General features: G+C 69.0%; 22 protein-coding genes and 1 tRNA gene. 22 read left to right on the forward strand and 1 reads right to left on the reverse strand.

Annotation, left to right across the window (positions count from 1 at the left end):
* Positions 1-119: 119 nt before the first annotated feature.
* From J5837_RS09045 to J5837_RS09150, 22 genes are all read left to right on the forward strand, one after another.
* Positions 120-995: a DUF6689 family protein gene (locus tag J5837_RS09045; protein ID WP_210536434.1), complete on the forward strand. Its 876-nt coding sequence runs from the start codon at positions 120-122 to the stop codon at positions 993-995.
* Positions 995-1,945 carry a GAF domain-containing protein gene (locus J5837_RS09050; RefSeq protein ID WP_210536435.1) on the forward strand — a complete coding sequence of 317 codons (951 nt, stop codon included), beginning with the start codon at positions 995-997 and terminating at the stop codon, positions 1,943-1,945. Before J5837_RS09045 ends, J5837_RS09050 begins: the two co-directional genes overlap by 1 nt.
* Positions 1,942-5,256, forward strand: a complete 3,315-nt coding sequence (locus tag J5837_RS09055; protein WP_210536436.1) for a protein kinase domain-containing protein — start codon at positions 1,942-1,944, stop codon at positions 5,254-5,256. Before J5837_RS09050 ends, J5837_RS09055 begins: the two co-directional genes overlap by 4 nt.
* The gene (locus J5837_RS09060) at positions 5,253-5,993 is read left to right on the forward strand and encodes a sensor histidine kinase (protein ID WP_342345525.1); all 741 of its coding nucleotides are present in this window, start codon (positions 5,253-5,255) and stop codon (positions 5,991-5,993) included. The genes J5837_RS09055 and J5837_RS09060 overlap by 4 nt, the downstream gene beginning before the upstream one ends.
* 48 nt (positions 5,994-6,041) lie before the next feature.
* Positions 6,042-6,677 (forward strand): response regulator, encoded by a 636-nt coding sequence (locus tag J5837_RS09065; RefSeq protein ID WP_210536437.1) that lies wholly within the window; start codon positions 6,042-6,044, stop codon positions 6,675-6,677.
* Positions 6,678-6,681: 4 nt separating this feature from the next.
* Positions 6,682-7,302: a lipase family alpha/beta hydrolase gene (locus J5837_RS09070; RefSeq protein ID WP_425504834.1), complete on the forward strand. Its 621-nt coding sequence runs from the start codon at positions 6,682-6,684 to the stop codon at positions 7,300-7,302.
* 152 nt (positions 7,303-7,454) lie between these two features.
* Entirely contained in the window at positions 7,455-8,186 is a 732-nt protein-coding gene (locus tag J5837_RS09075) for a YebC/PmpR family DNA-binding transcriptional regulator (protein WP_210536438.1), read from the forward strand.
* A 130-nt stretch (positions 8,187-8,316) separates the two neighbouring features.
* The gene (gene ruvC, locus J5837_RS09080; RefSeq protein WP_210536439.1) at positions 8,317-8,841 is read left to right on the forward strand and encodes a crossover junction endodeoxyribonuclease RuvC; all 525 of its coding nucleotides are present in this window, start codon (positions 8,317-8,319) and stop codon (positions 8,839-8,841) included.
* Between the two features lie 166 nt (positions 8,842-9,007).
* On the forward strand, positions 9,008-9,592 hold the full coding sequence (ruvA, locus tag J5837_RS09085) for a Holliday junction branch migration protein RuvA (RefSeq protein ID WP_210536440.1): 585 nt from the start codon (positions 9,008-9,010) through the stop codon (positions 9,590-9,592).
* Between the two features lie 31 nt (positions 9,593-9,623).
* Entirely contained in the window at positions 9,624-11,528 is a 1,905-nt protein-coding gene (locus J5837_RS09090; RefSeq protein WP_210536441.1) for a potassium transporter Kup, read from the forward strand.
* A 66-nt stretch (positions 11,529-11,594) separates the two neighbouring features.
* Positions 11,595-12,608 (forward strand): LLM class flavin-dependent oxidoreductase, encoded by a 1,014-nt coding sequence (locus tag J5837_RS09095; protein ID WP_210536442.1) that lies wholly within the window; start codon positions 11,595-11,597, stop codon positions 12,606-12,608.
* Positions 12,609-12,646: 38 nt separating this feature from the next.
* On the forward strand, positions 12,647-13,678 hold the full coding sequence (gene ruvB / locus J5837_RS09100) for a Holliday junction branch migration DNA helicase RuvB (protein ID WP_210536443.1): 1,032 nt from the start codon (positions 12,647-12,649) through the stop codon (positions 13,676-13,678).
* The gene (gene ybgC, locus J5837_RS09105) at positions 13,675-14,103 is read left to right on the forward strand and encodes a tol-pal system-associated acyl-CoA thioesterase (RefSeq protein WP_210536444.1); all 429 of its coding nucleotides are present in this window, start codon (positions 13,675-13,677) and stop codon (positions 14,101-14,103) included. The genes ruvB and ybgC overlap by 4 nt, the downstream gene beginning before the upstream one ends.
* Before the next feature lie 31 nt (positions 14,104-14,134).
* Complete coding sequence (tolQ, locus tag J5837_RS09110; protein ID WP_210536445.1) at positions 14,135-14,911, forward strand: protein TolQ; 777 nt, start codon at positions 14,135-14,137, stop codon at positions 14,909-14,911.
* Positions 14,912-14,921: 10 nt separating this feature from the next.
* Positions 14,922-15,353, forward strand: coding sequence for an ExbD/TolR family protein (locus J5837_RS09115; protein WP_210536446.1), 432 nt, complete (start codon positions 14,922-14,924; stop codon positions 15,351-15,353).
* Positions 15,343-16,350 carry a cell envelope integrity protein TolA gene (gene tolA / locus J5837_RS09120; protein ID WP_210536447.1) on the forward strand — a complete coding sequence of 336 codons (1,008 nt, stop codon included), beginning with the start codon at positions 15,343-15,345 and terminating at the stop codon, positions 16,348-16,350. The genes J5837_RS09115 and tolA overlap by 11 nt, the downstream gene beginning before the upstream one ends.
* A 94-nt stretch (positions 16,351-16,444) precedes the next feature.
* A complete protein-coding gene (gene tolB / locus J5837_RS09125; protein ID WP_210536448.1) occupies positions 16,445-17,761 on the forward strand; it encodes a Tol-Pal system beta propeller repeat protein TolB in 1,317 nt (438 codons plus the stop codon).
* A gap of 83 nt (positions 17,762-17,844) precedes the next feature.
* Positions 17,845-18,360 carry a peptidoglycan-associated lipoprotein Pal gene (pal, locus tag J5837_RS09130; RefSeq protein WP_210536449.1) on the forward strand — a complete coding sequence of 172 codons (516 nt, stop codon included), beginning with the start codon at positions 17,845-17,847 and terminating at the stop codon, positions 18,358-18,360.
* Between the two features lie 60 nt (positions 18,361-18,420).
* Complete coding sequence (gene ybgF / locus J5837_RS09135) at positions 18,421-19,230, forward strand: tol-pal system protein YbgF (RefSeq protein WP_210536450.1); 810 nt, start codon at positions 18,421-18,423, stop codon at positions 19,228-19,230.
* A gap of 127 nt (positions 19,231-19,357) precedes the next feature.
* Positions 19,358-20,053, forward strand: a complete 696-nt coding sequence (gene queE / locus J5837_RS09140; protein WP_210536451.1) for a 7-carboxy-7-deazaguanine synthase QueE — start codon at positions 19,358-19,360, stop codon at positions 20,051-20,053.
* Between the two features lie 160 nt (positions 20,054-20,213).
* The gene (queC, locus tag J5837_RS09145) at positions 20,214-20,879 is read left to right on the forward strand and encodes a 7-cyano-7-deazaguanine synthase QueC (protein WP_210536452.1); all 666 of its coding nucleotides are present in this window, start codon (positions 20,214-20,216) and stop codon (positions 20,877-20,879) included.
* A gap of 70 nt (positions 20,880-20,949) precedes the next feature.
* Positions 20,950-21,025, forward strand: a tRNA-Lys gene (locus tag J5837_RS09150).
* Positions 21,026-21,099: 74 nt separating this feature from the next.
* Here the strand turns inward: J5837_RS09150 and J5837_RS09155 are convergent.
* Positions 21,100-21,558 carry a hypothetical protein gene (locus tag J5837_RS09155; RefSeq protein ID WP_210536453.1) on the reverse strand — a complete coding sequence of 153 codons (459 nt, stop codon included), beginning with the start codon at positions 21,556-21,558 and terminating at the stop codon, positions 21,100-21,102.
* Between the last annotated feature and the right edge of the window lie 73 nt (positions 21,559-21,631).

A 21,631-nucleotide genomic window follows, 5' to 3' on the forward strand; every position in this document is an offset into this window, starting at 1 on the left:
CCTCCACGACGCTTGGGGGAAACCCCCCAGGCGCAGCGCCACGGTGCCGCGAACGCGATAACCTAGGCGCCGTCCCGGGCGCCAGGCGCCGGCGGACGAGATGCGCAGGGAAGCGTTTCATGGGGTCCAACACTGAGAACGCAGCCATGACCGGTTTCCTCAAGGCCTTGCTGGCATCCGCCGCACTGCTGTCCTTCGCCGCGACGGCGCCCGCGCAGGCATTGCCGGCCCCGGGCTCGTCCCTGCCGGTACAGGTCGCCGTCGAGGGCAACGTGGCCACCGCCATCGTCGGCAGCGCCGAGGCGCCGCTGGCCGAGGTCTTCGTGACCTTCGACCAGCCGCAGAACCTGAGCGCCGCCAGCCTGGGTTTGAGCGCGCGCCTGTTCGACCCGCTCGATGCGGTGCTGCAGGCGCGGCTGCCCGATCCGCAGTTGAACGTCCTGCAAAGCGGCCTGCCGCTGCTGCTGACCATCGAGCCGCCGGTCGCCGGCGGCTTGCGCTTCCGCACCGCGCGCGTCGAAGTGCACACCCATGCGCTGGTCTATTCGGTCGGCAGTTCGCTGCGTTTGTTCAAGGCGCCGCTGGGCGGGAACTTCTTCGACATCACCGACGAAATCGCACCGGGCAGCGTGCGTGCGCGCGGCACCACCAACGGCTTTTCGCAATTCCTGGTATTGGCCGACCTGCGCCAGAGCAGCGACGTGATCGCGGCGAAGATCGATGCCCTGCGCCAGCGCATCGACACCTTGCCGCTGAGCGAACAGCCGCCGTTCCGCGCGCGACTGGCCGATGTGCAAACCGCGCTGGCCAACGCGGATTACCCCGCGGCCATCGCCGCCACCGACTGGATTTCCGACCGCGCGCTGAAACGCGCGGGCACCTGGCTGACCGATGCCTGGATCGCGGGCGGCGCGGACAACCAGGCCGGCGGCCTCATCGCGGGCGCGGCCACGCTGAAATTCAGCATCGCCTACCTGCGCGACTTCGGCCAGTAATGCCAGCGCCCGGCCTCGACGGGCCATCGCAACGGAATGCGGGGAGCGCCGCCGGCGCGCGGATGGCGCGGCTGGTCGCCCACCTGCCGGACGCGGCGGCTGTCGAGCAGGTGTTCGGCGATGGCGAAGCGTTGTCGATCGGCCGCGCCGCGGGCAACGGCTTCTGCCTGCCGCACCCCTCCGTCTCGCGCACCCATGCCACGCTGGAGCCGGGCGCGGATGGCTGGCGGCTGCACGACCTGGGCAGTCGCAACGGCAGCTTCGTCGATGGTGTCGCCCCCGGCGAGGGTCGGGTGGTGCCGCGTTCGGCCTGGCTGCGCTTCGGCGACGTGCATTGCGAGTTCACCGAACTCGATCCCGCCCAGGCACAGGCGAACCGCGCCCGCACCCAGGCGCGCCGCGCCGCGGCCACGGCGCACACCGCGCGTATCGACGGCGTGCGCGGTCTGGACGAGCTGCTGGACGCCAGCCTGCACGGCGTGCTCGACCTGGCCCAGTGCGAGCGCGGCTTCGTGCTGTTGCGCGACGGCGACGGCTTCGCGGTGCGCAACAGCATTTCGCTGGACCCCGCGCAACTGCGCGCACGCGATTTTTCCGGCAGCGTCGGCGCTGTGCGCCGTGCCCTGGACGAACGCCGCAGCGTGATCGCCAACGACATCGGCGGCGACGCCTGGCTGTCGGCGCGTGCGTCGGTGGTTGCAGGCGGATTGTCCGCGCTGGTCTGCCTGCCGTTGTTCGACGGCGAACGCGCGCTGGGCGCGATCTACGCCGACCGCACGCGGGCCGCGGCGCCGATCACCCGGCTCGACCAGGAACTGCTCGAAGCCTTCGCCGAACGCGCCGCGCTGTGGATCGTCGCTCGCCGCGCCAGCGAACTGCTCGGCGCGCGCGACGATGCGGCGCCGGACTGGGGTGCGATCCTCGCCGTCCACCAGGATGCGCGACCGTGAGCGACGACGCCCCGACCGCGACCGGCCTGCACCTGCAATCGGATTTCGCGCCAGGCACCGTGCTCGGCGGCCGCTATCGCATCGTGTCGCGGCTCGGCATCGGCGGCATGGGCGTGGTCTATCGCGCCGACGATCTGGCCCTCGGCGTGCCGGTGGCGCTGAAGCTGCTGCGCCCCGAGCTGGCGCACCGCCAGGACGTGTTCGAACGCTTCCGCCAGGAATTGCTGCTGGCGCGGCAGGTGTCGAATCCGCACGTGGTGCGCATCCACGACCTCGCCCAGCACGACGGCCACTGGCTGATCAGCATGGATTTCGTCGACGGCGAACCGCTCGACAAGTGCATCGACCGCAGCGCGCCACTGCCGGTCGACGACGCGCTGCGCATCGCCCGGCAGATCGCCGAAGGCCTAGGCGCCGCGCATGCGAAGGGCGTGGTCCACCGTGACCTGAAACCGGCCAACGTACTGCTGGACGCGGCCGGCAACGCCTACATCAGCGACTTCGGCGTGGCCCGGTCGATGGCCGGCAGCGGCGCCTCGCGCCGCGGCCTGACCCAGGGCGGCGCGGTGGTCGGCACGCCCGATTACCTGTCGCCGGAACAGGCGCGCGGCGAACCGCCCGATGCGCGCAGCGACCTGTACGCGCTGGGCCTGATCCTGCACGAAATGCTGGCCGGCCAGTTGCCGTTCGCCGGCGGCACCATGGCCGAAGTGCTGGCCCAACGCATGCTGCGCGCGCCCGATTCCATCGCCAGGGCGCGCAGCGACCTGTCGGCCTGGCTGGTGCGCCTGGTCGACCGTTTGCTGCGCCCGCAGCCTGGGCACCGCTTGCAGGATGCGCAGGCGGTGATCGAAGCCATCGACCGGCGCGAACTGGCGCGCGACTGGCGCGGCGCATTCGGGCGCAAGGCGGTTTTCGCTGCATTAGCGATTGCGATCCTGGCGGGTGCGGGCGGCTGGTTGTGGTGGCAATCGCGCGAAGCGGTCGCGCCGCGCGCCGCCGCGCCGGTGGTTGCGCCGTTGGACCGACTGCTGGTCCTGCCGCTGACCGGTAGCGGCGATACCGCGCGCGACATCGCCTTGTCCGTGCATCTGCGCAATGCCCTGTCCAACGTGCCGGGCCTGGCCGTGGTCGATGGCGAACGCACTTCGCAGGCATTGCGCCAGCTCGATCCCGGCGGCAACGCCGCCCCCGATCCCGCGGCCTTGCGCAACGAGGCGTTGGCCAGGCGCGTGCTGCAGGCGCGGTTCGTGCGCCGCGGCGGCGATTGGCAGGTCGATGCGCGTTTGTTCGAGGGTTCTGGCGAAATCGCGCTGGCCGGTCCACCGGCGGCCGATCCGCTGGCGGCGCTGCGCGCATGGGCCGTTGCGCCTGCGGTCGTGCAGGCATTCGGCGCGAAGGTCGATCTCGCTTCGATGCCGCAGCGACAGGATGCGCTGGGCGAATACGGCCTCGCCGTCGCGGCGCGCGAACGCGGCGAACTGGCCGCGGCGCTGTCCCGCTTGCGCGCGACCACGACGGCTTGGCCGGATTACCTCGAAGCCTGGTGGCTGCAATCGCGCGTGGCCCAGGAAATCGGCGAGCAGGACCAGGCCGCCGACGCGGTGTTGCATGCGCAACGCGCGGCGAAGACGCCATCGGAAAACCTGCGCCGCCGCCTGGCCGCGCAACGCGCGTCGATCGAAGGCGACCACGCGGCCGCGGCGACCGAATGGCGCGCGTTGCTCGCCGCGACGCCGGGCGATGCCACGGCGGAACTGAACCTGGCGCGCGAACTCGGCGCGGGCGGCGACGCGGCCGGCGCGCTGCAATTGCTGCACAAGCTGGTTGCGCGCGATCCGCGCGATCCGCGCGCATGGTTCGAACTGGGCAAGTGGTCGATCCTGCAGGGCCAGGCGCGGGTCGCGGTCGACGACTACCTGACCCGTGCACTGGTCGCGTTCAAGCGCGGCCGCGATCTGTACGGCGAAGCGGAAACCGTCAATGCGCTCGGCGTCGGCTACGGCCGCCTCGGCCAGACCGGCGATGCGGTCGAGCAGTTCCGCAAGGCCATCGAGCTGCGGCGCCGGCTGGGCAATCGGCGCGGCGAAGCCACCAGCCTGCGCAACCTGGCCAACAAGCTTTCGCTGGGCGGCGACTTCGCCGGCGCCGGCGAAGCGTTGCGGCAGGCGCGGGCGATCAACCAGGCGCTGGGCGATGCCGCCGGCCACGCCGCGGTCGACAATGAACTGGGCCTGCTCGCCGAAGAGCGGGGCGACTTCCCCGAAGCGCTGCAGTCCTACCAGCGCGCCCTGCAGACCTGGCAGCAACTCGACGACAAGTTCTCCTCCGCCGAAGCGCTGAACAGCATCGGCTTCGCCCACTACCAGTTGGGCAACTACGCCGACGCGCAGGTCTACTGGCAGCAATCGGCGGAAGCCTATGCGGCGATCGGCGAGGAAAGCGGCAAGGTCCGTACCTTGCAGAACCTCGGCCTGCTGGCGACCGCGCGCGGGCGCTGGAACGAGGCGCGGCGCCAGTTGCAGGAGTCTCTGGCGCTGGCCGAGCGCCAGCAGATGCAGGAAGAGGCCGAAGTCAGCCGCCGCAACCTGGCCGAACTGGAATTGCGCCAGGGCCACCTGCAGGCGGCGATCGAACACGCGGGCAAGGCCGAGGCCGGCTTCCGCCAGCGCGACGACCAGCGTGGGGCCGTCGATGCCGGCCTGCTGCACGCCGAGGCGCTGCTCGCCGCGAACGCCGATGCCGACGCGCGCAAGGTCGTCGAGGGACTGCGCAAGGACCTGGACTCGATTTCACGCGAGCAGCAGGCCATCGCCCAATGGCTGCTCGCCGAGCTGGCCCGGCGCGGCGGCGATGCCATGGGCGCCGCTCGTCGGTTGCGCGAGGCACGCCGGCTGGCGGTGGCTTCCGGCGTGCGCCGGTTGCAATTGCGCATCGATCTGTCCGAAGCCGAATCCCGACCGTCCGTGCTCGATGCGCTCGATGCGCCGACCGCCCGCCTGGGCGATGCGGCCCTGCGCATGGAATGGCTGCGCCAGCACATGCGCCGCGCGCTCGCGGCCGGCGATGCGCCACGCGCCGTCGCCGACTACAACGAAGCTGCGGTGGCGCTGCGCAACGGCGATGCGCTGGCGGCCGGCGAGCTGCATGCCCTCGGCGCGCGGGCGCGTGCGGCCACCGGCGATGCGGCCGGCGCGCAAGCGGCCGAAGCGCGCGCGCAGCAGGCCTTGCAGGTTTGGCGCGAGCACTTGCCTGCGACGCTGCGCGCGGCCGCGACGCCGCAGGTCGCGAAAACGGAGACGACGCCGTGAGCGCCGGCGCTTCGGCTTCGCCCGACGGCGCGCTCGCCGCGCTGCGCGAGCAATACCTGCGCCTGCTGCAGCGGCTGGAAGCGAACGAGCGCGAATTCCGCCGGCTCGGTCGCGCGGTCTGGAACGTGCAGGAGGACGAACGGCGCCGGCTCGCGCGCGAACTGCACGACGGCATCGGCCAGAACCTGACCGCGCTCAAGCATCGCCTGGTCCAGCTCGAGGACGAGCTGCCCGCCGCGCAACGGGATCGCCTGCGCGCGGCGATCGAATTGTGCGGCGACACCCTGGAGGACACCCGCGAGATGTCGCGGCTGTTGCGCCCGCCGGTGCTGGACGACCTGGGCCTCGGCCCGGCGTTGCGCTGGCTGGCGCGCAGCATGGGCGAAGCCGCGGGCATCGAGGTCGAACTGGAGATCGACGAGTTGCCGGCGCTGGACGGCGACTTGCAGACATTGCTGTTCCGCGTTGCCCAGGAAGCGTTGAACAACATCGCCAAGCATGCGCAGGCGCGCCACGTGCTGGTGCGCGTGGTCGCACGCGGGGGTTCGCTGCAATTGCAGGTCGCCGACGACGGTCGCGGTTGCGACCCGGAAGCGGCGTTCCGCAGCGGCGGCAGCGGCCTGGGCGGCATGCGCGAGCGCCTCGGCCTGTACGAAGGACGGCTGGAACTGCACTCCGCCGCAGGCGAAGGCGCGCGCTTGCGCGCCACGGTGCCGCTGGTGCCGCCGCCCGCTTGACGCATACGCGGCGAACGCGCAAGTTGGCGGCACTTCGCGGGAGAGAAGATGCGCGTCCTGATCGCCGACGACCACACCATGGTGCGCGAAAGCCTGGTCGCACTGCTGGAGGCCGGCGGCGACGTCGAAGTGGTGGCGCAGGCCGCCGACGGCATCGAAGCGCTGGAGAAGGCCCGGCTGACCCGTCCCGACGTGGTCGTCGCCGACCTCACCATGCCGCGCCTGGGCGGGATGGAGGTGGTGCGGCGCCTGCGCGAAATGCTCCCGGGCATCAAGGTGCTGGTGCTGACCATGCACCAGGAAGACGAATACGTGTTGCAGGCGGTGCGCGCCGGCGCTTCCGGTTACCTGGTCAAGGACAGCGCGGCCAGCGAACTGCTCGCGGCGGTGCGCAGCCTGCAGGCGGGACGCGGCTATTTCGGTCCGCAGGCGGCCAAGGCGCTGGCCGAACAGTTGCAGCACCCCGGGCGATCCGCGGCCGATCCTTACGGTAGCCTCACCTCGCGCGAACGCGAGGTATTCCACCTGATCGCCGAAGGCCAGACCACCAAGGAAATCGCGCGCAAGCTGAACATCAGCGCGAAGACCGCGGAGAACCATCGCGGCCACGTGCTGGCCAAGCTCGACATGCGCAACACCGCCGAAGTGGTGCGCTACGCCCTGCGCAAGGGTCTGCTGGACTGAGCGCATGCCGATGACGCGCGTGTTGCTGGTCCACGGCATCTGGAACGCGAAGACATGGCTGACGCCGCTGGCCGCGCGCTTGCGCGCCGAAGGCTTCGCGCCGCAGGTGTTCGGCTACGCCAGCGTGTCCGGCGGACCCGAACAGGCGGTGCCGCGGCTGATCGAGCGCCTGCGCGCGCAGCCGGTCGAGGCGATGGTCGGGCACAGCCTCGGCGGCCTAGTTGCGCTGGAAGCCTTGCGCCAGGCGCCGGAACTGCCGGTCCGCCGGGTCGTCTGCCTCGGCTCGCCGCTGCTGGGCAGCGGCACCGCGCGCGAACTGGCCGCGCATGTCTGGGGCCCGCGCCTGTTGGGCCGCAGCGCCGACCTGCTGACGCACGGACTGGAGCGCTGGGACGGCGCCGCCGAGGTCGGCATGGTCGCCGGCAACGTGCCGAAGGGGCTGGGCCGGCTGGTGCGGCATTTCAGTGAACCTTCCGACGGCACCGTGGCCCTGGCCGAGACCCGCCTGCCGGGACTGACCGACCATTGCGAGGTGGCGTGCAGCCATACCGGGCTGGCGTTTTCGGCCGCCGCGGCCGCGCAGGCCGCGCATTTCCTCCGCGAAGGGCGGTTCCGGCGTCCCTAGGCGGCTCTCGTGGGAGTGGCTACACCCGCGGTCGCTTCTCGCCGGATATTGCCGGACACCCATCCGCGGCCGTGGCCGCTCCCCCCGGGCCTGCTCCTGGCGGCGGGAGATGGGGGTAAAATTCGCCGCTTCGCAGCAAATCCGGATTTCCCATGGGCCGTGGCCCTTCGATCGAAGCACGCAAGAACGCCAGCGACGCGCAGCGCGGCAAGATTTTCACCAAGATCATCCGCGAGATTTCCGTCGCCGCGCGCAGGGGCCTACCCGACCCGGCGAACAATCCCGCGCTGCGCTCGGCCATCGACAAGGGCCTGGCGATCAACATGCCCAAGGACACCATCGAGCGCGCGCTGAAGAAGGCGACCGGCGAACTCGAGGGCGTCGAATACGAGGAAATCCGCTACGAGGGCTATGCGCCGGGCGGCGTCGCGGTGATCGTCGACTGCCTGACCGACAATCGCGTGCGCACCGTGGCCGACGTGCGCCACGCGTTCGCCAAGTTCGGCGGCAACCTCGGCACCGAAGGTTCGGTGGCCTTCATGTTCAAGAAACTGGGCGTGCTTTCGTTCGCGCCCGGCGCCGACGAAGAGAAGATCACCGAAGCGGCGATCGACGCCGGCGCCGACGACGTGGTGGTGTATCCGGACGATGGCTCGGTCGACGTGTTGACCGCGCCGGAAGCGTTCGAAGGCGTGAAGGGCGCGATGGAAGCCGCCGGGCTGAAGGCCGACCTGGCCGAAGTGACCTTCCGTGCCGACAACGACATCGCGGTCGAGGGCGAAGCCGCCCAGCAGGTGGTGAAGCTGCTGCGCTGGCTGGAAGACATGGACGACGTGCAGAACGTCTATTCCAACGCCGAACTGGGCGCGGACGCGTACGCGTAACGTGCAGGATTCAGTCGAATGAAATCGTTGCCGTCCTTGGCGCCAATTGTGCGGCTTCGGACAGTCCTGCCCGGCCATCCATGGCCGGGCATTCGGGTGCGCAGCGTGCGCCTTGAAGGCGCGCGCTAGCATGCGCACCCGAATCCTCGGCATCGACCCCGGTTCGCAAAGGACCGGTATTGGCATCATCGACGTCGATGCGGCCGGGCGGACCCATCACGTCTATCATGCGCCGCTGGTGCTATTGGGGGCGGAGGATTTTCCCCGGCGCCTGAAGCTGCTGTTGCAGGGCCTGTCCGAAATCATCGAGACCTGGAGGCCGCAGGAAGTGGCGATCGAAAAAGTGTTCATGGCGCGCAATCCCGATTCGGCGCTGAAGCTGGGCCAGGCCCGCGGCGCGGCGATGAGCGCGGTGGTGCTGCGCGACCTGCCGGTGCACGAATACGCGGCCAAGGAAATCAAGCTGGCGGTGGTCGGGCGCGGCGGCGCGGAGAAGGCGCAGATCCAGCACATGGTCGGGATCATGCTGAACCTGAAGGGCAAGCTGCAGGCCGACGCCGCCGACGCGCTGGCGGTGGCCATCACCCACGCGCACGTGCGCGCGACCGCCAACCGCATCGGCGTCGATGTGCGCGCCGCATGGAGCCGCAAATGAGCGGCGCGCTTTCGTTTTTCCTTCTCCCACCGGGAGAAGGTGGCGCGAAGCGACGGATGAGGGCGGAAGACTCGCTCGCCAAGCGAACCGCCTCGCGCATGCAAGCTCACGCCCTCATCCGCCCTTCGGGCACCTTCTCCCGGCGGGAGAAGGGAGAAGCAAGATCATGATCGGTCGTCTGCGCGGCATCCTCGCCTTCAAGTCGCCGCCGTGGCTGGTGATCGACGTCGGCGGCGTCGGTTACGAACTGGAGGCGCCGATGAGCACCTTCTACGACCTGCCCGACCTGGGCCGCGAGGTCACCCTGTTCACCCATTACGCGCAAAAGGAAGACAGCGTGTCGCTGTACGGCTTCCTGCGCGAAGGCGAGCGCCGCCTGTTCCGCGACGTGCAGCGGGTCAGCGGCATCGGCTCGAAGATCGCGCTGGCCGTGCTGTCCGGGGTCAGCGTCGAGGAGTTCGCCCGCCTGGTGCAGGCCGGCGACGTCACCGCGCTGACCCGCATCCCCGGCATCGGCAAGAAAACCGCCGAGCGCATGGTCGTGGAACTGCGCGACCGCGCCGCCGACCTGGGCGGTGCGCCGATCGGTTCGACCCAGTTGCCTGCGGATCCGCAATCCGAGGCGACCATCGCCCTGCAGCAGCTCGGCTACAAGCCGGCCGAAGCCGCGCGCATGGCGCGCGACGCCACCGCAGCCGGCGACGACGCCGCCACGATCATCCGCAAGGCGCTGCAGTCGGCGCTGCGCTGAGTCCGCATTCCGCTTTCCGTCCGGAACATCCATGTCCAACGCGAACCACTCCGACAACCATGGCCACGGCAAGATCGGCCTGACCGGCCTGATCGTCGGTGCGATCGGCGTCGTCTTCGGCGACATCGGCACCAGCCCGCTGTACACGATCAAGGAAGCCTTCCTGCCGCATTACGGGCTGGACGCGAGCAATCCGGCGGAAGTGCTGGGCCTGCTGTCGCTGATCTTCTGGGCGTTGATGATCATGGTCACGCTGAAGTACGTGGCCATCATCATGCGCGCCGACAACGACGGCGAAGGCGGCATCATGGCGCTGATGTCGCTGGCGCAGCGCACGCTGCCGAAGGGCAGCCGCGGTGCGTACGCGGTCGGCATCCTCGGCATCTTCGGCGCATCGCTGTTCTTCGGCGACAGCGTGATCACCCCGCCGGTGTCGGTGCTGGGCGCGCTGGAGGGCATCGAGGTCGCCGCGCCGCAGCTGCATGCCTGGATCGTGCCGCTCGCTGTGGTGATCATGCTGGTGCTGTTCGGCAGCCAGCGCTTCGGCACCGAGAAGGTCGGCAAGATCTTCGGCCCGATCACCCTGGTCTGGTTCCTCGCCATCGCCGCGCTGGGCGTGCTCAACATCCGCCACAACCCGGACGTGGTCCAGGCGCTCAACCCGTGGTGGGGCGTGAACTTCTTCATGGCGCACGGCTGGCACGGCATCTTCATCCTCGGCGCGGTGGTGCTGGCGGTGACCGGCGGCGAGGCGCTGTACGCCGACATGGGCCACTTCGGCAAGCAGCCGATCCGTTACGCGTGGTACACCGTGGTGCTGCCGGCGCTGATGCTCAACTACCTGGGGCAGGGCGCTTTGGTGCTGGAGAACCCGCAGGCGGTGCAGAACCCGTTCTACATCGGCGTGCCCGACTGGGCGCAATGGCCGATGATCGCGCTGGCGACGATGGCGGCGATCATCGCCTCGCAAGCGGTGATCACCGGCGCGTTCTCGGTGTCGCGGCAGGCGATGCAGCTGGGCTACATCCCGCGCATGCTGGTCCGGCACACCTCGAAGGAAACCATCGGCCAGATCTACGTACCCGGGATCAACTGGCTGATGATGGTCACGGTGATCGCCCTGGTGTTGGCGTTCCGCAGTTCGACCAACCTGGCCTCGGCCTACGGCGTGTCGGTATCGGGCACCATGCTGATCGATACCTTGCTGCTGGCGTTGCTGGCGAAGTCCATGTGGACCCGCGCGCGCTGGTGGGTGTTGCCGGTGTGCGCGGTGGTCGTGATCATCGACCTCGGCTTCCTGGTCGCCAATGGCGCCAAGTTCTTCCACGGCGCGTGGTTCCCGATCGCCCTGGGCGTGATCGTGTTCACCGTGCTGCGCACCTGGCGCCGCGGCCGCGAACTGTTGCACGAGGAAGTGCGCAAGGAAGGCATCCAGCTCGACGTGTTCCTGCCTGGCCTGATGCTGGCGCCGCCGGTGCGGGTGCCGGGCACGGCGGTGTTCATGACGGCGGACAAGGACGTGGTGCCGCATGCGCTGCTGCACAACCTGAAGCACAACAAGGTGCTGCACGAGCGCAACGTGTTCCTGACCGTGGAAACGCTGAACGTTCCCTACGCGCCACATGGGAAGCAGCTGAAGATCGACGCGATTGGCGACGAGTTCTACCGCGTGGTGATCAAGTTCGGCTTCATGGAGACGCCGGACGTGCCGCAGGCGCTGATGCGCAGCTGCGACCGCGGCGGCACCTATTTCGATCCGATGGAAACCACGTATTTCGCCAGCCGCGAGACCATCGTCGCCAGCGCGCACCGCGGCATGCCGGTGTGGCGCGACAAGCTGTTCGCCACGATGCACCGCAATGCCGCGCCGGCGACGGTGTTCTTCCGCATTCCCGGCAACCGGCTGGTCGAACTGGGCGCGCAGGTCGAGATCTGACCGGCGGGACGCTGCGTTGCCACGGCCGGGGCTGAAAAGTCCCGGCGCGATCCGCAAGATGGCGGCATGAGCCTCGCCATCCCCCATTCCCTGCTCGATCTGGCGCCGGTATGCGAAGGCAGCACGCCGGCGCAGGCCTTCGCCAACTCCCTCGACCTCGCGCGCCACGCGGAAGCGCTGGGCTACACCCGTTACTGGCTGGCCGAGCACCACAACATGCCCGGCATCGCCAGCGCGGCGACCGCGGTGCTGATCGGCCACATCGCCGGCGGCACGCGCTCGATCCGGGTCGGCGCCGGCGGCATCATGCTGCCCAACCATGCGCCGCTGCAGGTCGCCGAACAGTTCGGCACGCTGGCTTCGCTGTATCCGGGCCGGATCGACCTGGGCCTGGGCCGCGCGCCCGGCACCGACCAGGCCGCCACCCAGGCATTGCGCCGCTATTACGCCGGCGCCGACGCGTTTCCGTCCGACGTGATGGAAGTGCTGCGCTACTTCGGACCGGTGCAGCCGGGCCAGCCGGTGCAGGCGGTGCCCGGCGGCGGCCTGGAAGTGCCGGTGTGGATCCTCGGTTCCAGCCTGTTCGGTGCGCAATTGGCCGCGGCGCTGGGGCTTCCCTATGCCTTCGCCTCGCATTTCGCGCCGGCCGCGCTGGAAGAAGCGCTGGCCCTGTACCGGCGCGACTTCAAGCCCTCGGCACGCCTGCAACAGCCGTACGCGATGCTGGCCGTCAACGTGGTCGCCGCCGATTCGCGCGCACAGGCGCAGCGGCTGTTCACCACCCAGCAGCAGAGTTTCGTGCGTTTGCGGCGCGGCCAACCGGGCTTGATCCCGCCCCCGGTGGACGACATCGAGGCGTTCTGGACCCCACAGGAGAAGGCGACGGTGGCCCAGGCGCTGGCCTGCGCGGTGATCGGCGACGAACGCGACGTCGCCGACGGCCTGGCCGATTTCGCCGACCGCCACCGCCCCGACGAGTTGATGCTGACCGCCAACATCTTCGACCACGCCGCGCGCCGGCATTCCTTCGCGCTGGCGGCACGGGCTTTCGCCGACGAGAAGGCCGTCGGCACGGCATGAAGGTTTGAGGCGCCGTCGGCCCGTGCGAACATAGGGCCATGACCGACGACCGCCTGATTTCCGCTGGCGCCACCCGCGAGGACGATCTTGCCGAGGCCAGCATCCGGCCGAAGAAGCTGGACGAATACCTCGGCCAGCAGCCGGTGCGCGAGCAGCTGGGCATCTACATCGAGGCGGCCAAGGGCCGCGGCGAGGCGCTGGACCACGTGCTGATCTTCGGTCCGCCGGGACTGGGCAAGACCACGCTGAGCCACGTCATCGCCAACGAACTGGGCGTGAACCTGCGCGTCACTTCCGGCCCGGTGATCGAGAAGGCCGGCGACCTGGCCGCGCTGCTGACCAACCTTCAGCCGCACGACGTGCTGTTCGTCGACGAGATCCACCGCCTGTCCCCTGTGGTCGAGGAAGTGCTGTACCCGGCGATGGAAGACTTCCAGATCGACATCATGATCGGCGAAGGCCCGGCCGCGCGTTCGATCAAGCTGGACCTGCCGCCGTTCACCCTGATCGGCGCGACCACCCGGGCCGGCCTGCTGACCGCGCCGCTGCGCGACCGTTTCGGCATCGTGCAACGCCTCGAGTTCTATTCGCCGGACGAACTGACCCGCATCGTGCAGCGTTCGGCGCGCATCCTCGGCATCGACTGCGCCGCCGAAGGCGCGGTGGAAATCGCCAGGCGCTCGCGCGGCACCCCGCGCATCGCCAACCGCCTGCTGCGCCGCGTGCGCGATTACGCGCAGGTCAGGGCGGGCGGCGCCATCGGCCACGACGTGGCCCACGCGGCGATGCAGATGCTGAAGGTCGATCCGGAAGGCTTCGACGAACTCGATCGCCGCCTGCTGCGCATGATCATCGACAACTTCGACGGCGGACCGGTCGGCGTCGAATCGCTGGCCGCGGCGCTGAGCGAGGAGCGGGGCACGCTGGAAGACGTGGTCGAACCGTACCTGATCCAGCAGGGCTTCCTGGTGCGCACCGCGCGCGGACGCATTGCCACGCGCAAGGCCTACCTGCACCTGGGCCTGGAGCCGAAGCGCGATGCGACCGGGGTGACGGAGAACCTGTTTTGAGCATTGCCCCCGTGTTCAGTATCCCGACACGCGTGTATTGGGAAGATACCGATGCCGGCGGCGTGGTCTACCACGCGCAATACGTCGCCTTCCTCGAGCGTGCCCGCACCGAATGGCTGCGCGCGCAAGGGCACGGGCAGGAACTATTGCGCCAGAACCACGATCTGGTATTCGCGGTGCGGGCGATGCAACTGGATTTCCTGCGCCCGGCGCGGCTGGACGACCTGCTCGACATCGGCGTGCGGGTAATCCGGTGCAAGCGCGCCAGCGTGACCTTCGCGCAAACCATCGCGCGCGGCGGCGAAACGTTGCTGGGCGCGGAAGTGCGGGTGGCCGCACTGAAGGCGTCGACGTTCACGCCGGTCGCGTTGCCCGACGCTTTGTACCAGGAGTTCAAGGCGCTGGAACCTTCCCCCACCGAGTAACGCCGCAAGCTCGAGGAAACCCAAGGAACACATGATGATCGCAACGATTCCCGCCCTGCTGGCCGTCGTCACCGAAGCGCTGCCGCAGGACGTGAGCCAGGCCGCCAACGCTGCCGCGCCCGCCGCCCACAACAGCATCAACTACCTGAAGCTGCTGGCCAACGCCAGCCTGCCGGTACAGTTGATCGTGCTGTTGCTGCTGCTGGGGTCGCTGATCAGCTGGGTGATCATCTTCCGCAAGGCGCGGGTGTTCTCGCGCGCCAACCGCGACGCCGACGATTTCGAGAACCGCTTCTGGTCCGGCGCCGAACTGAACAAGCTGTACGCATCGGCCAGCGAACGCGGCCGCGTGCCGACCGGCCTGGAGTCGGTATTCGAGGCCGGCTTCCGCGAATTCGCCCGCCTGCGCGACAAGCGCAAGCTGGACGGCCGCGCGCAACTGGAAGGCGCGCAGCGCGCGATGCGCGTGGCCTACTCGCGCGAAGTCGACCGGCTGGAACGCAACCTCGAACTGCTCGCCAACATCGGTTCCACCGCGCCGTACGTCGGCCTGGTCGGCACCGTCTTCGGCATCATGGTGACGATGCACGACATGCTCAGCAGCGGCCAGGCCGCGGGCATCGCCTCGGTCGCGCCGGGCATTTCAGAAGCATTGTTCGCCACCGCCATCGGCCTGTTCGTCGCGATCCCCGCGGTATGGGCCTACAACCGTTTCACCACCCGGGTGGAACGCCTGGCGGTGCGCTTCGAGGCCTTCGCCGAGGAATTCAGCTCGATCCTGCAGCGCCAGGCCTCGGCCGACGAATGAGGAGGCGCCCATGACCGCCGCCATCTTCCATCGCAAGCGCCGCAAGCTGAAATCCGAAATCAACGTCGTGCCGTACATCGACGTGATGCTGGTGCTGCTGATCATCTTCATGGTGACCGCGCCGCTGCTGACCCTGTCGGTCGACGTCAAGCTGCCGTCCTCGACCGCGAAGGCGCTCGACAACAAGCAGGAACCGGTGATCGTCATCGCCTACCCGGACGGCCGCCTCGGCCTGCAGTTGCCCGGCGACAAGCAGCCGCGCGTCGTCGACAACGCGCAACTCGCCGAGCAACTGGCGCCGATCAAGGCGCAGCAGGGCGAAGACCTGCGCGTGCTGCTGGCCGGCGAGGCCGATGCGCCGTACCAGCGCGTGATCGACGCGACCGAAGCCCTGCGCAAGGCGCGGGTGACCAACGTCGTACTGTGGACCAATGCACGCTGAAACGCTCTCGCGCGGCGGTCACGCCGCTTCCGACGAAGGACTGGGCAAGCCGTTCGTCTTCGCTCTGGGCCTGCATGTGTTGCTGGTCCTGCTGCTGTGGCTGTCGTCGTGGCTGACCTGGAACCACGACCTTTCCGCCGCCGGCAACGGCACCGCGATCGAAGCGACGATGGACACCTCGGCCGCCGAGAACCGTGCCGTGCAGCGCGCGCTGAAGCAGGAACCCGAACCGCTGCCGCAGCCGGTCGAACAGGCCGCGGAAGAAGAAACCGTGCCGCCGCCGCAACCGCTTCCCGAGCCGCGTCCGCAGGACGCGCCGACCCAGCAGCAGGTGCAGGCGCAGGAACGCATCCCGGTACCCGATACCAAGGACCAGGACGAAGCGCGCGCCGATGCGATCGCGCAGGAAAAGCTGAAGCAGGAACAGGAAGCCAAGCGCCGCCAGGAACAGATCGACCTGACCGAGCGCAAGCGGGTCGAGGAAGCCGAGCAGCAGCGTCGCCTCGCCGCGCAGCAGGCCGAAGCGGACAAGCAGGCCAAGCTCGCCGAGATCCGTCGCCAGCGCGCGGCGCTGGACAAGCAGAAGTCGCTGGCCGAACAGAAATTGCGCCAACTGGCCGATGCGCGCGCCACCCAGGCGTCGTCGGCGGCCGAAGCCGCGGCGCGCGCCGATGCCGGTGCAAGCGCGCCGGCCGGGCAGGGCGGCACCGACGACGGCCTGCTGGCCAAGTACGTCGCCGCGATCCAGCAAGCGGTCAGCAATCAGTGGACTCGCCCGGAATCGGTGCCCTTGGGTACCCGCTGCCGGGTCATCATCCGGCAATTGCCGGGCGGCAACGTGATGAGCGCCGAAGTCCAGCCGGGCTGTCCGATGGACCAGGCCGGACAGGACTCGCTGGAGCGCGCCGTGCTGAAGGCCCAGCCCTTGCCGTACCGCGGTTTCGAGACCGTGTTCAATCGCCAGTTGAACTTCAATTTCGTCGCGCAGGACCGTTGACCGGCACGGGTTCACGCCCGCTTCTGTTCACGATTGCGAAACTGTTCACCTTCAGGCTGGTATCCCTCCCCCGTTTCCAACGACCGACGTGCCCATGAAGACGACTTCACGCTGGCTGGCCGCCTTCGTCCTGCTTCTCGCCCCCCTCGCGGCCCTCGCCCAACAGCAGGGACTCGAAATCGACATCGTCGGCGGCAACGCCTCGGCGACGCCCATCGCCATCGTGCCGATGCCCTACCAGGGCGCGGCCGGTGCGCCGCAGACCGACATCGCCGCGGTGGTCCGTGCGGATCTCGAGCGATCCGGCCAGTTCCGCGCGCTGCCGCCGGCCAGCATGGCCGAGAAGCCGACCCGCGGTTCGGAGATCCAGTACCCCACGTGGAAGGCGCTGCGCCAGGACTACATCGTGGTCGGCCGCGTGCTCGACGCCGGCGATGGCGGCTACCGGGTCGAATACGAACTGTTCGACATCGCCAGGCAGGAACGCCTGATCGGCGAGATCAAGAGTGCGCGCGGCAATGCGATGCGCGACGTCGCCCACCAGATGGCCGACGCGATCTACGAGAAGATCACCGGCGTGCGCGGCGCGTTCTGGACCCGCATCGCGTACATCACCCAGACCGGCGTGGGCAAGGCGGCGCGCTACGCGTTGATGGTCGCCGACGCCGACGGCTGGAACCCGCAGAGCGTGGTGCGTTCGTCCGAGCCGCTGCTGTCGCCGTCGTGGAGCCCCGATGGGCGTAAGCTGGCCTACGTCAGCTTCGAGCGCGGCAATTCGTCGATCTACATCCAGGACATCACCACCGGCGCGCGCCAGTTGCTGGCGGCGTTCCGCGGCATCAACGGCTCGCCGGCGTTCTCGCCCGACGGAAGCAAGCTGGCGCTGACCTTGTCGCGCAGCGGCAATCCGGAAATCTACGTGATGGACCTGGGCAGCAAGGCGCTGACCCAGTTGACCCGGCAGATCGGCATCGACACCGAGCCGACCTGGAGCGCCGACGGCGGCAGCATCTATTTCACCTCCGACCGCAGCGGCAGGCCGCAGATCTACCGCATGTCGTCCAGCGGCGGCGGCGCCACGCGGGTGACCTTCGACGGCGCCTACAACGCCAGCGCCAGCGTTTCCTTCGACGGCAAGAAGATCGCCACGGTGCACGGCGGCGGCAACAACTACCGCATCGGCATCATGGACAGCAGCCTGGGCTCGCCGCGCTGGGACAACCTGTCGCCGGGTTCGCTGGACGAATCGCCGAGCTTCGCCCCGAACGCCAGCATGGTGCTGTACGCGGCGCGCGAAGGTCGCGGCGTGCTCTACGCGGTATCCGCGGATGGCCGCGTGCGCCAGCGCCTGGTGCTGGCTGGCGGCGACGTGCGCGAGCCGGCGTGGGGCCCGTACCGGGCGCCGCGCTGACCGTCGATCCAAGCTGAACTGGTTGGACCAAACAGGCTAGAATTCACCTGAAAGCGTTTTCCCCCGTGAGCCGAGGATTCCAAATGAATACCACCACCCGCGTTCTCGCCGTTTCCCTGGTCGCCGTCGCCGTGCTTGCCGGTTGCAAGAAGAACGTCAAGCCGACTGAACCGACCGACACCGGCACCACCACCGCCCCGGCCGACACCGGCACCACGACCACCGGCGCGTATGGCCCGGGCGACCTCGACACCGACGCCTGCCTGCGCCAGCGCGTGGTCTACTTCGACCTCGACCAGGACGCGCTGAAGCCCGAATTCCAGGCCATCGTCGGCTGCCACGCCAAGTATCTGCGCGACCGTCCGTCGGCCCGCATCAACCTGGAAGGCAATGCCGATGAGCGCGGCAGCCGCGACTACAACCAGGCCCTCGGCGAGCGCCGCGGCAATGCCGTGTCGTCGGCGCTGCAGGCCGCCGGCGGTTCCGGCAGCCAGCTCAGCGTAGTCAGCTACGGCGAAGAGCGCCCGGTCTGCACCGAGTCCAACGAGGACTGCTGGGCCCGCAACCGTCGCGTCGAAATCATCTACACGGCCAAGTAAGCCAACCCCTGCGCAGCGGGCGGCCCGGCCGCCCGCTGTCGCCACGGATCCGCCATCGCGATGCCTTCGTTCCGCCCGCTACCGTTGTTCCTGATCGCCGCCGCACTGGCGGTGCCGGCCCATGCGCAACGCCCGAGCCTGGCCGACCGCGTCGCCGCGCTGGAAGCGCGCGGCAACAACACCCAGGCCAACAGCGACCTGCTCAACCAGCTGAACCAGGTGCGCAGCGAGTTGGCCCAGCAACGCGAACTGGTCGAGCAACTGCAGAACCAGGTCGAGCAGCTCAAGCAGAGCGGCCGCGACCAATACCTCGACCTCGATGGTCGCCTCAACCGGCTGGAGGGCGGCGCGCCCGTGGCTCCCGCCGCGCAGGGCAGCACGACCGCCCCAGCGGCCCCACCGGTCGCGCCGCCGTCCACGCGGACCGCCGAGGCCGCGCCCGCGGTGCATGGCGATGCCGGTGCGCTGGCCAAGGCCGGCGACGAACGCGCCGCCTACGATGCGGCCTTCGATGCGCTGCGCAAGGGCAACTACGTCGATTCGGCGCAGTTGTTCCAGAGTTTCCTGCAGATGTACCCGAGCGGCGTGTACGCGCCGAACGCGTTGTACTGGCTCGGCGAAAGCTACTACGTCACCGGCAACTATCCGCTGGCGATGCAGCAGTTCCAGAGCCTGATCGATCGCTATCCGACCCACGACAAGGCCGCCGGCGCGCTGCTGAAGCTGGGCCTGTCCGAATACGGCCTGGGCAAGATGGACGCCGCCGAACGCACCCTCGGCGACGTGGTCAGCAAATATCCCGGCAGCGACGTGGCCCGCGCCGCCGACGACCGGCTCAAGGCGATCCAGCTGCGCCGCAACCTGCGCTGACCCGCAAGCCGCTTTTTGCGGGAGGGGCCATAGCTGCGATGCTTTTCCATCGCCGGCCAATGCAATCGCGGCCATAGCCGCTCCCACGGAACGAGTCGCGGGCGTGGCCCGCTCCTACAATAGCCCCATGAGCAAGCCCGCCACCGCATTCGCCACGCCCAGCGAAATCGTGCAGTCGCCGCTGGACCGGCTGAAGGTCACCGAGATCTTCCTGTCGCTGCAGGGCGAAGCGCGCGATGTCGGCTGGCCCACGGTGTTCGTGCGCCTGACCGGCTGCCCGCTGCGTTGCGGATACTGCGATACCGCCTACGCCTTCCACGGCGGACAGTGGTGGGAGATCGAAGACATCCTCGCCGAGGTCGCGCGCCATGGCGTGCGCCACGTCTGCGTGACCGGCGGCGAGCCGCTGGCGCAGAAGCGCTGCATCGGCCTGCTGCAACGGCTGTGCGACGCCGGGTACGTCGTATCGCTGGAAACCTCGGGCGCGCTGGACGTCGCCAGCGTCGATCCGCGCGTGTCGCGGGTGCTCGACATCAAGACCCCCGGTTCCGGCGAAGTCGCGCGCAACCGTTGGGAAAACCTGCCGCTGCTGACCGCACGCGACCAGGTCAAGTTCGTCCTGTGCGGCCGTGCGGACTACGAATGGGCGCGCGACCTGTTGCGCGAACATCGCCTGCACGAGCGCTGCGACGTGCTGTTCTCGCCCAGCAAGAGCGAACTCGACCCGCGCGAACTGGCCGACTGGATCGTCGCCGACCGTTTGCCGGTGCGTTTCCAGATGCAGTTGCACAAGATCCTATGGAACGATGAGCCTGGCAGATAGCAGATAGAAGTCGTCATCCCGGCGAAAGCCGGGACCCAGCCGTTGCTGTCGCTTCCAGCCAGCCTTGTGCAAAAGCTGGATCCCGGCTTTCGCCGGGACGACGAGCAAAAACAGATACGCTGTTTTCTAACCCCCAATCCTAGAGTCCCATTTCCACCCCATGAAAAAAGCCGTCGTCCTCGTCTCCGGTGGCATGGACTCCGCCGTCGTCCTCGCCATCGCCCGCGAGCAGGGCTTCGCCACGCATGCGCTGAGCGTGCGCTACGGCCAGCGCCACACGTCCGAACTGGACGCCGCGGCGAAGGTCGCGGGCGAACTCGGCGCACTCGCGCACAAGACCGTCAACGTCGACCTGCGCAGCATCGGCGGCTCGGCGCTGACCGACGACATCGATGTGCCCGAGGCGGGCGGCGACGGCATTCCGGTCACCTACGTGCCGGCGCGCAACACCATCATGCTGTCGGTGGCGCTGGGCTGGGCCGAGGTGCTGGGCGCGGCCGACATCTTCTGCGGGGTCAACGCGGTCGACTATTCCGGCTATCCGGATTGCCGGCCCGAGTTCATCGCCGCGTTCGAGAAGCTGGCCAACCTGGCGACCAAGGCCGGCGTCGAGGGCGCCGGCATCCGCATCCACGCGCCGCTGATGCGCATGGGCAAGGACGCCATCGTCCGCGAAGGCCTGCGCCTGGGCGTCGATTTCGCCTCGACCGTGTCCTGCTACCAGGCCGACGCGCAGGGCCGTGCCTGCGGGCATTGCGATGCGTGCCGCCTGCGCGCCGCCGGGTTCGCCGATGCCGGCGTGGCCGATCCGACGCGCTATGCGTGATTTCGCGCGGGGCCGCCGCGTAGGTTAGAATTCGCGTCCCCGGCGCAAGGCCGGGCGCGTTTTTCAGCTTGGGTCGTTAGCTCAGTCGGTAGAGCATCGGACTTTTAATCCGCTGGTCGATGGTTCGAATCCATCACGACCCACCATTCTTTCCCCGTGGTTCGCCCTTCTGGCGCGTCGTGACGCGTTCATCGTCAAGCTGGGTGAAGGTCGATCGTTCCTAACGACGCGGACCGCGCATCGGCGGCATCGTGCGGCCGCCACGATAGCCGTCCGGGCCATCGTATTGGCCCACGCTGATGCTGACGCCGACTTCGCGGGCCTTGCCCTCGTCGTTGTAGTAGGTCTTGCAGCTGTTCACGTTGAACGCCTGCCAGTTGCTGTTGCCGCCACGGCTGGAATAGCCGACGCCGGCGGCGACGGTGCCGTGCGGTTCGCCATTGCAGCGCTCCTCGCGCGCGGAGGCCTGCGGCTCGGTTTTCGTCGCCGGCACGCGGCTGGTATCGCCATACCAGGTTCCGGGCGGGTCCTTGTGGTACTGGTACGTCGCCGATTTCGGCAAGGCCAGGTCGAGCTCGCTGGCGCTCGCCGGCGCGGATGCATCGCCGGGGGTTTGCGCCATGCAGGCCGGCGCGGCGATCAGCAGGCCGGCGAACAACAGGGACAGGGGCTGGTTCATCGCGGGCTGGCCGTGGGAAGGGGAATGTCGGCACGCTAGCAAGGCAAGCTTGAATCGCCGCTGTCGTCGCGGG

Source organism: Pseudoxanthomonas helianthi (assembly GCF_017939625.1).
In the GTDB taxonomy this organism is placed as follows: Bacteria; Pseudomonadota; Gammaproteobacteria; order Xanthomonadales; family Xanthomonadaceae; genus Pseudoxanthomonas_A; species Pseudoxanthomonas_A helianthi.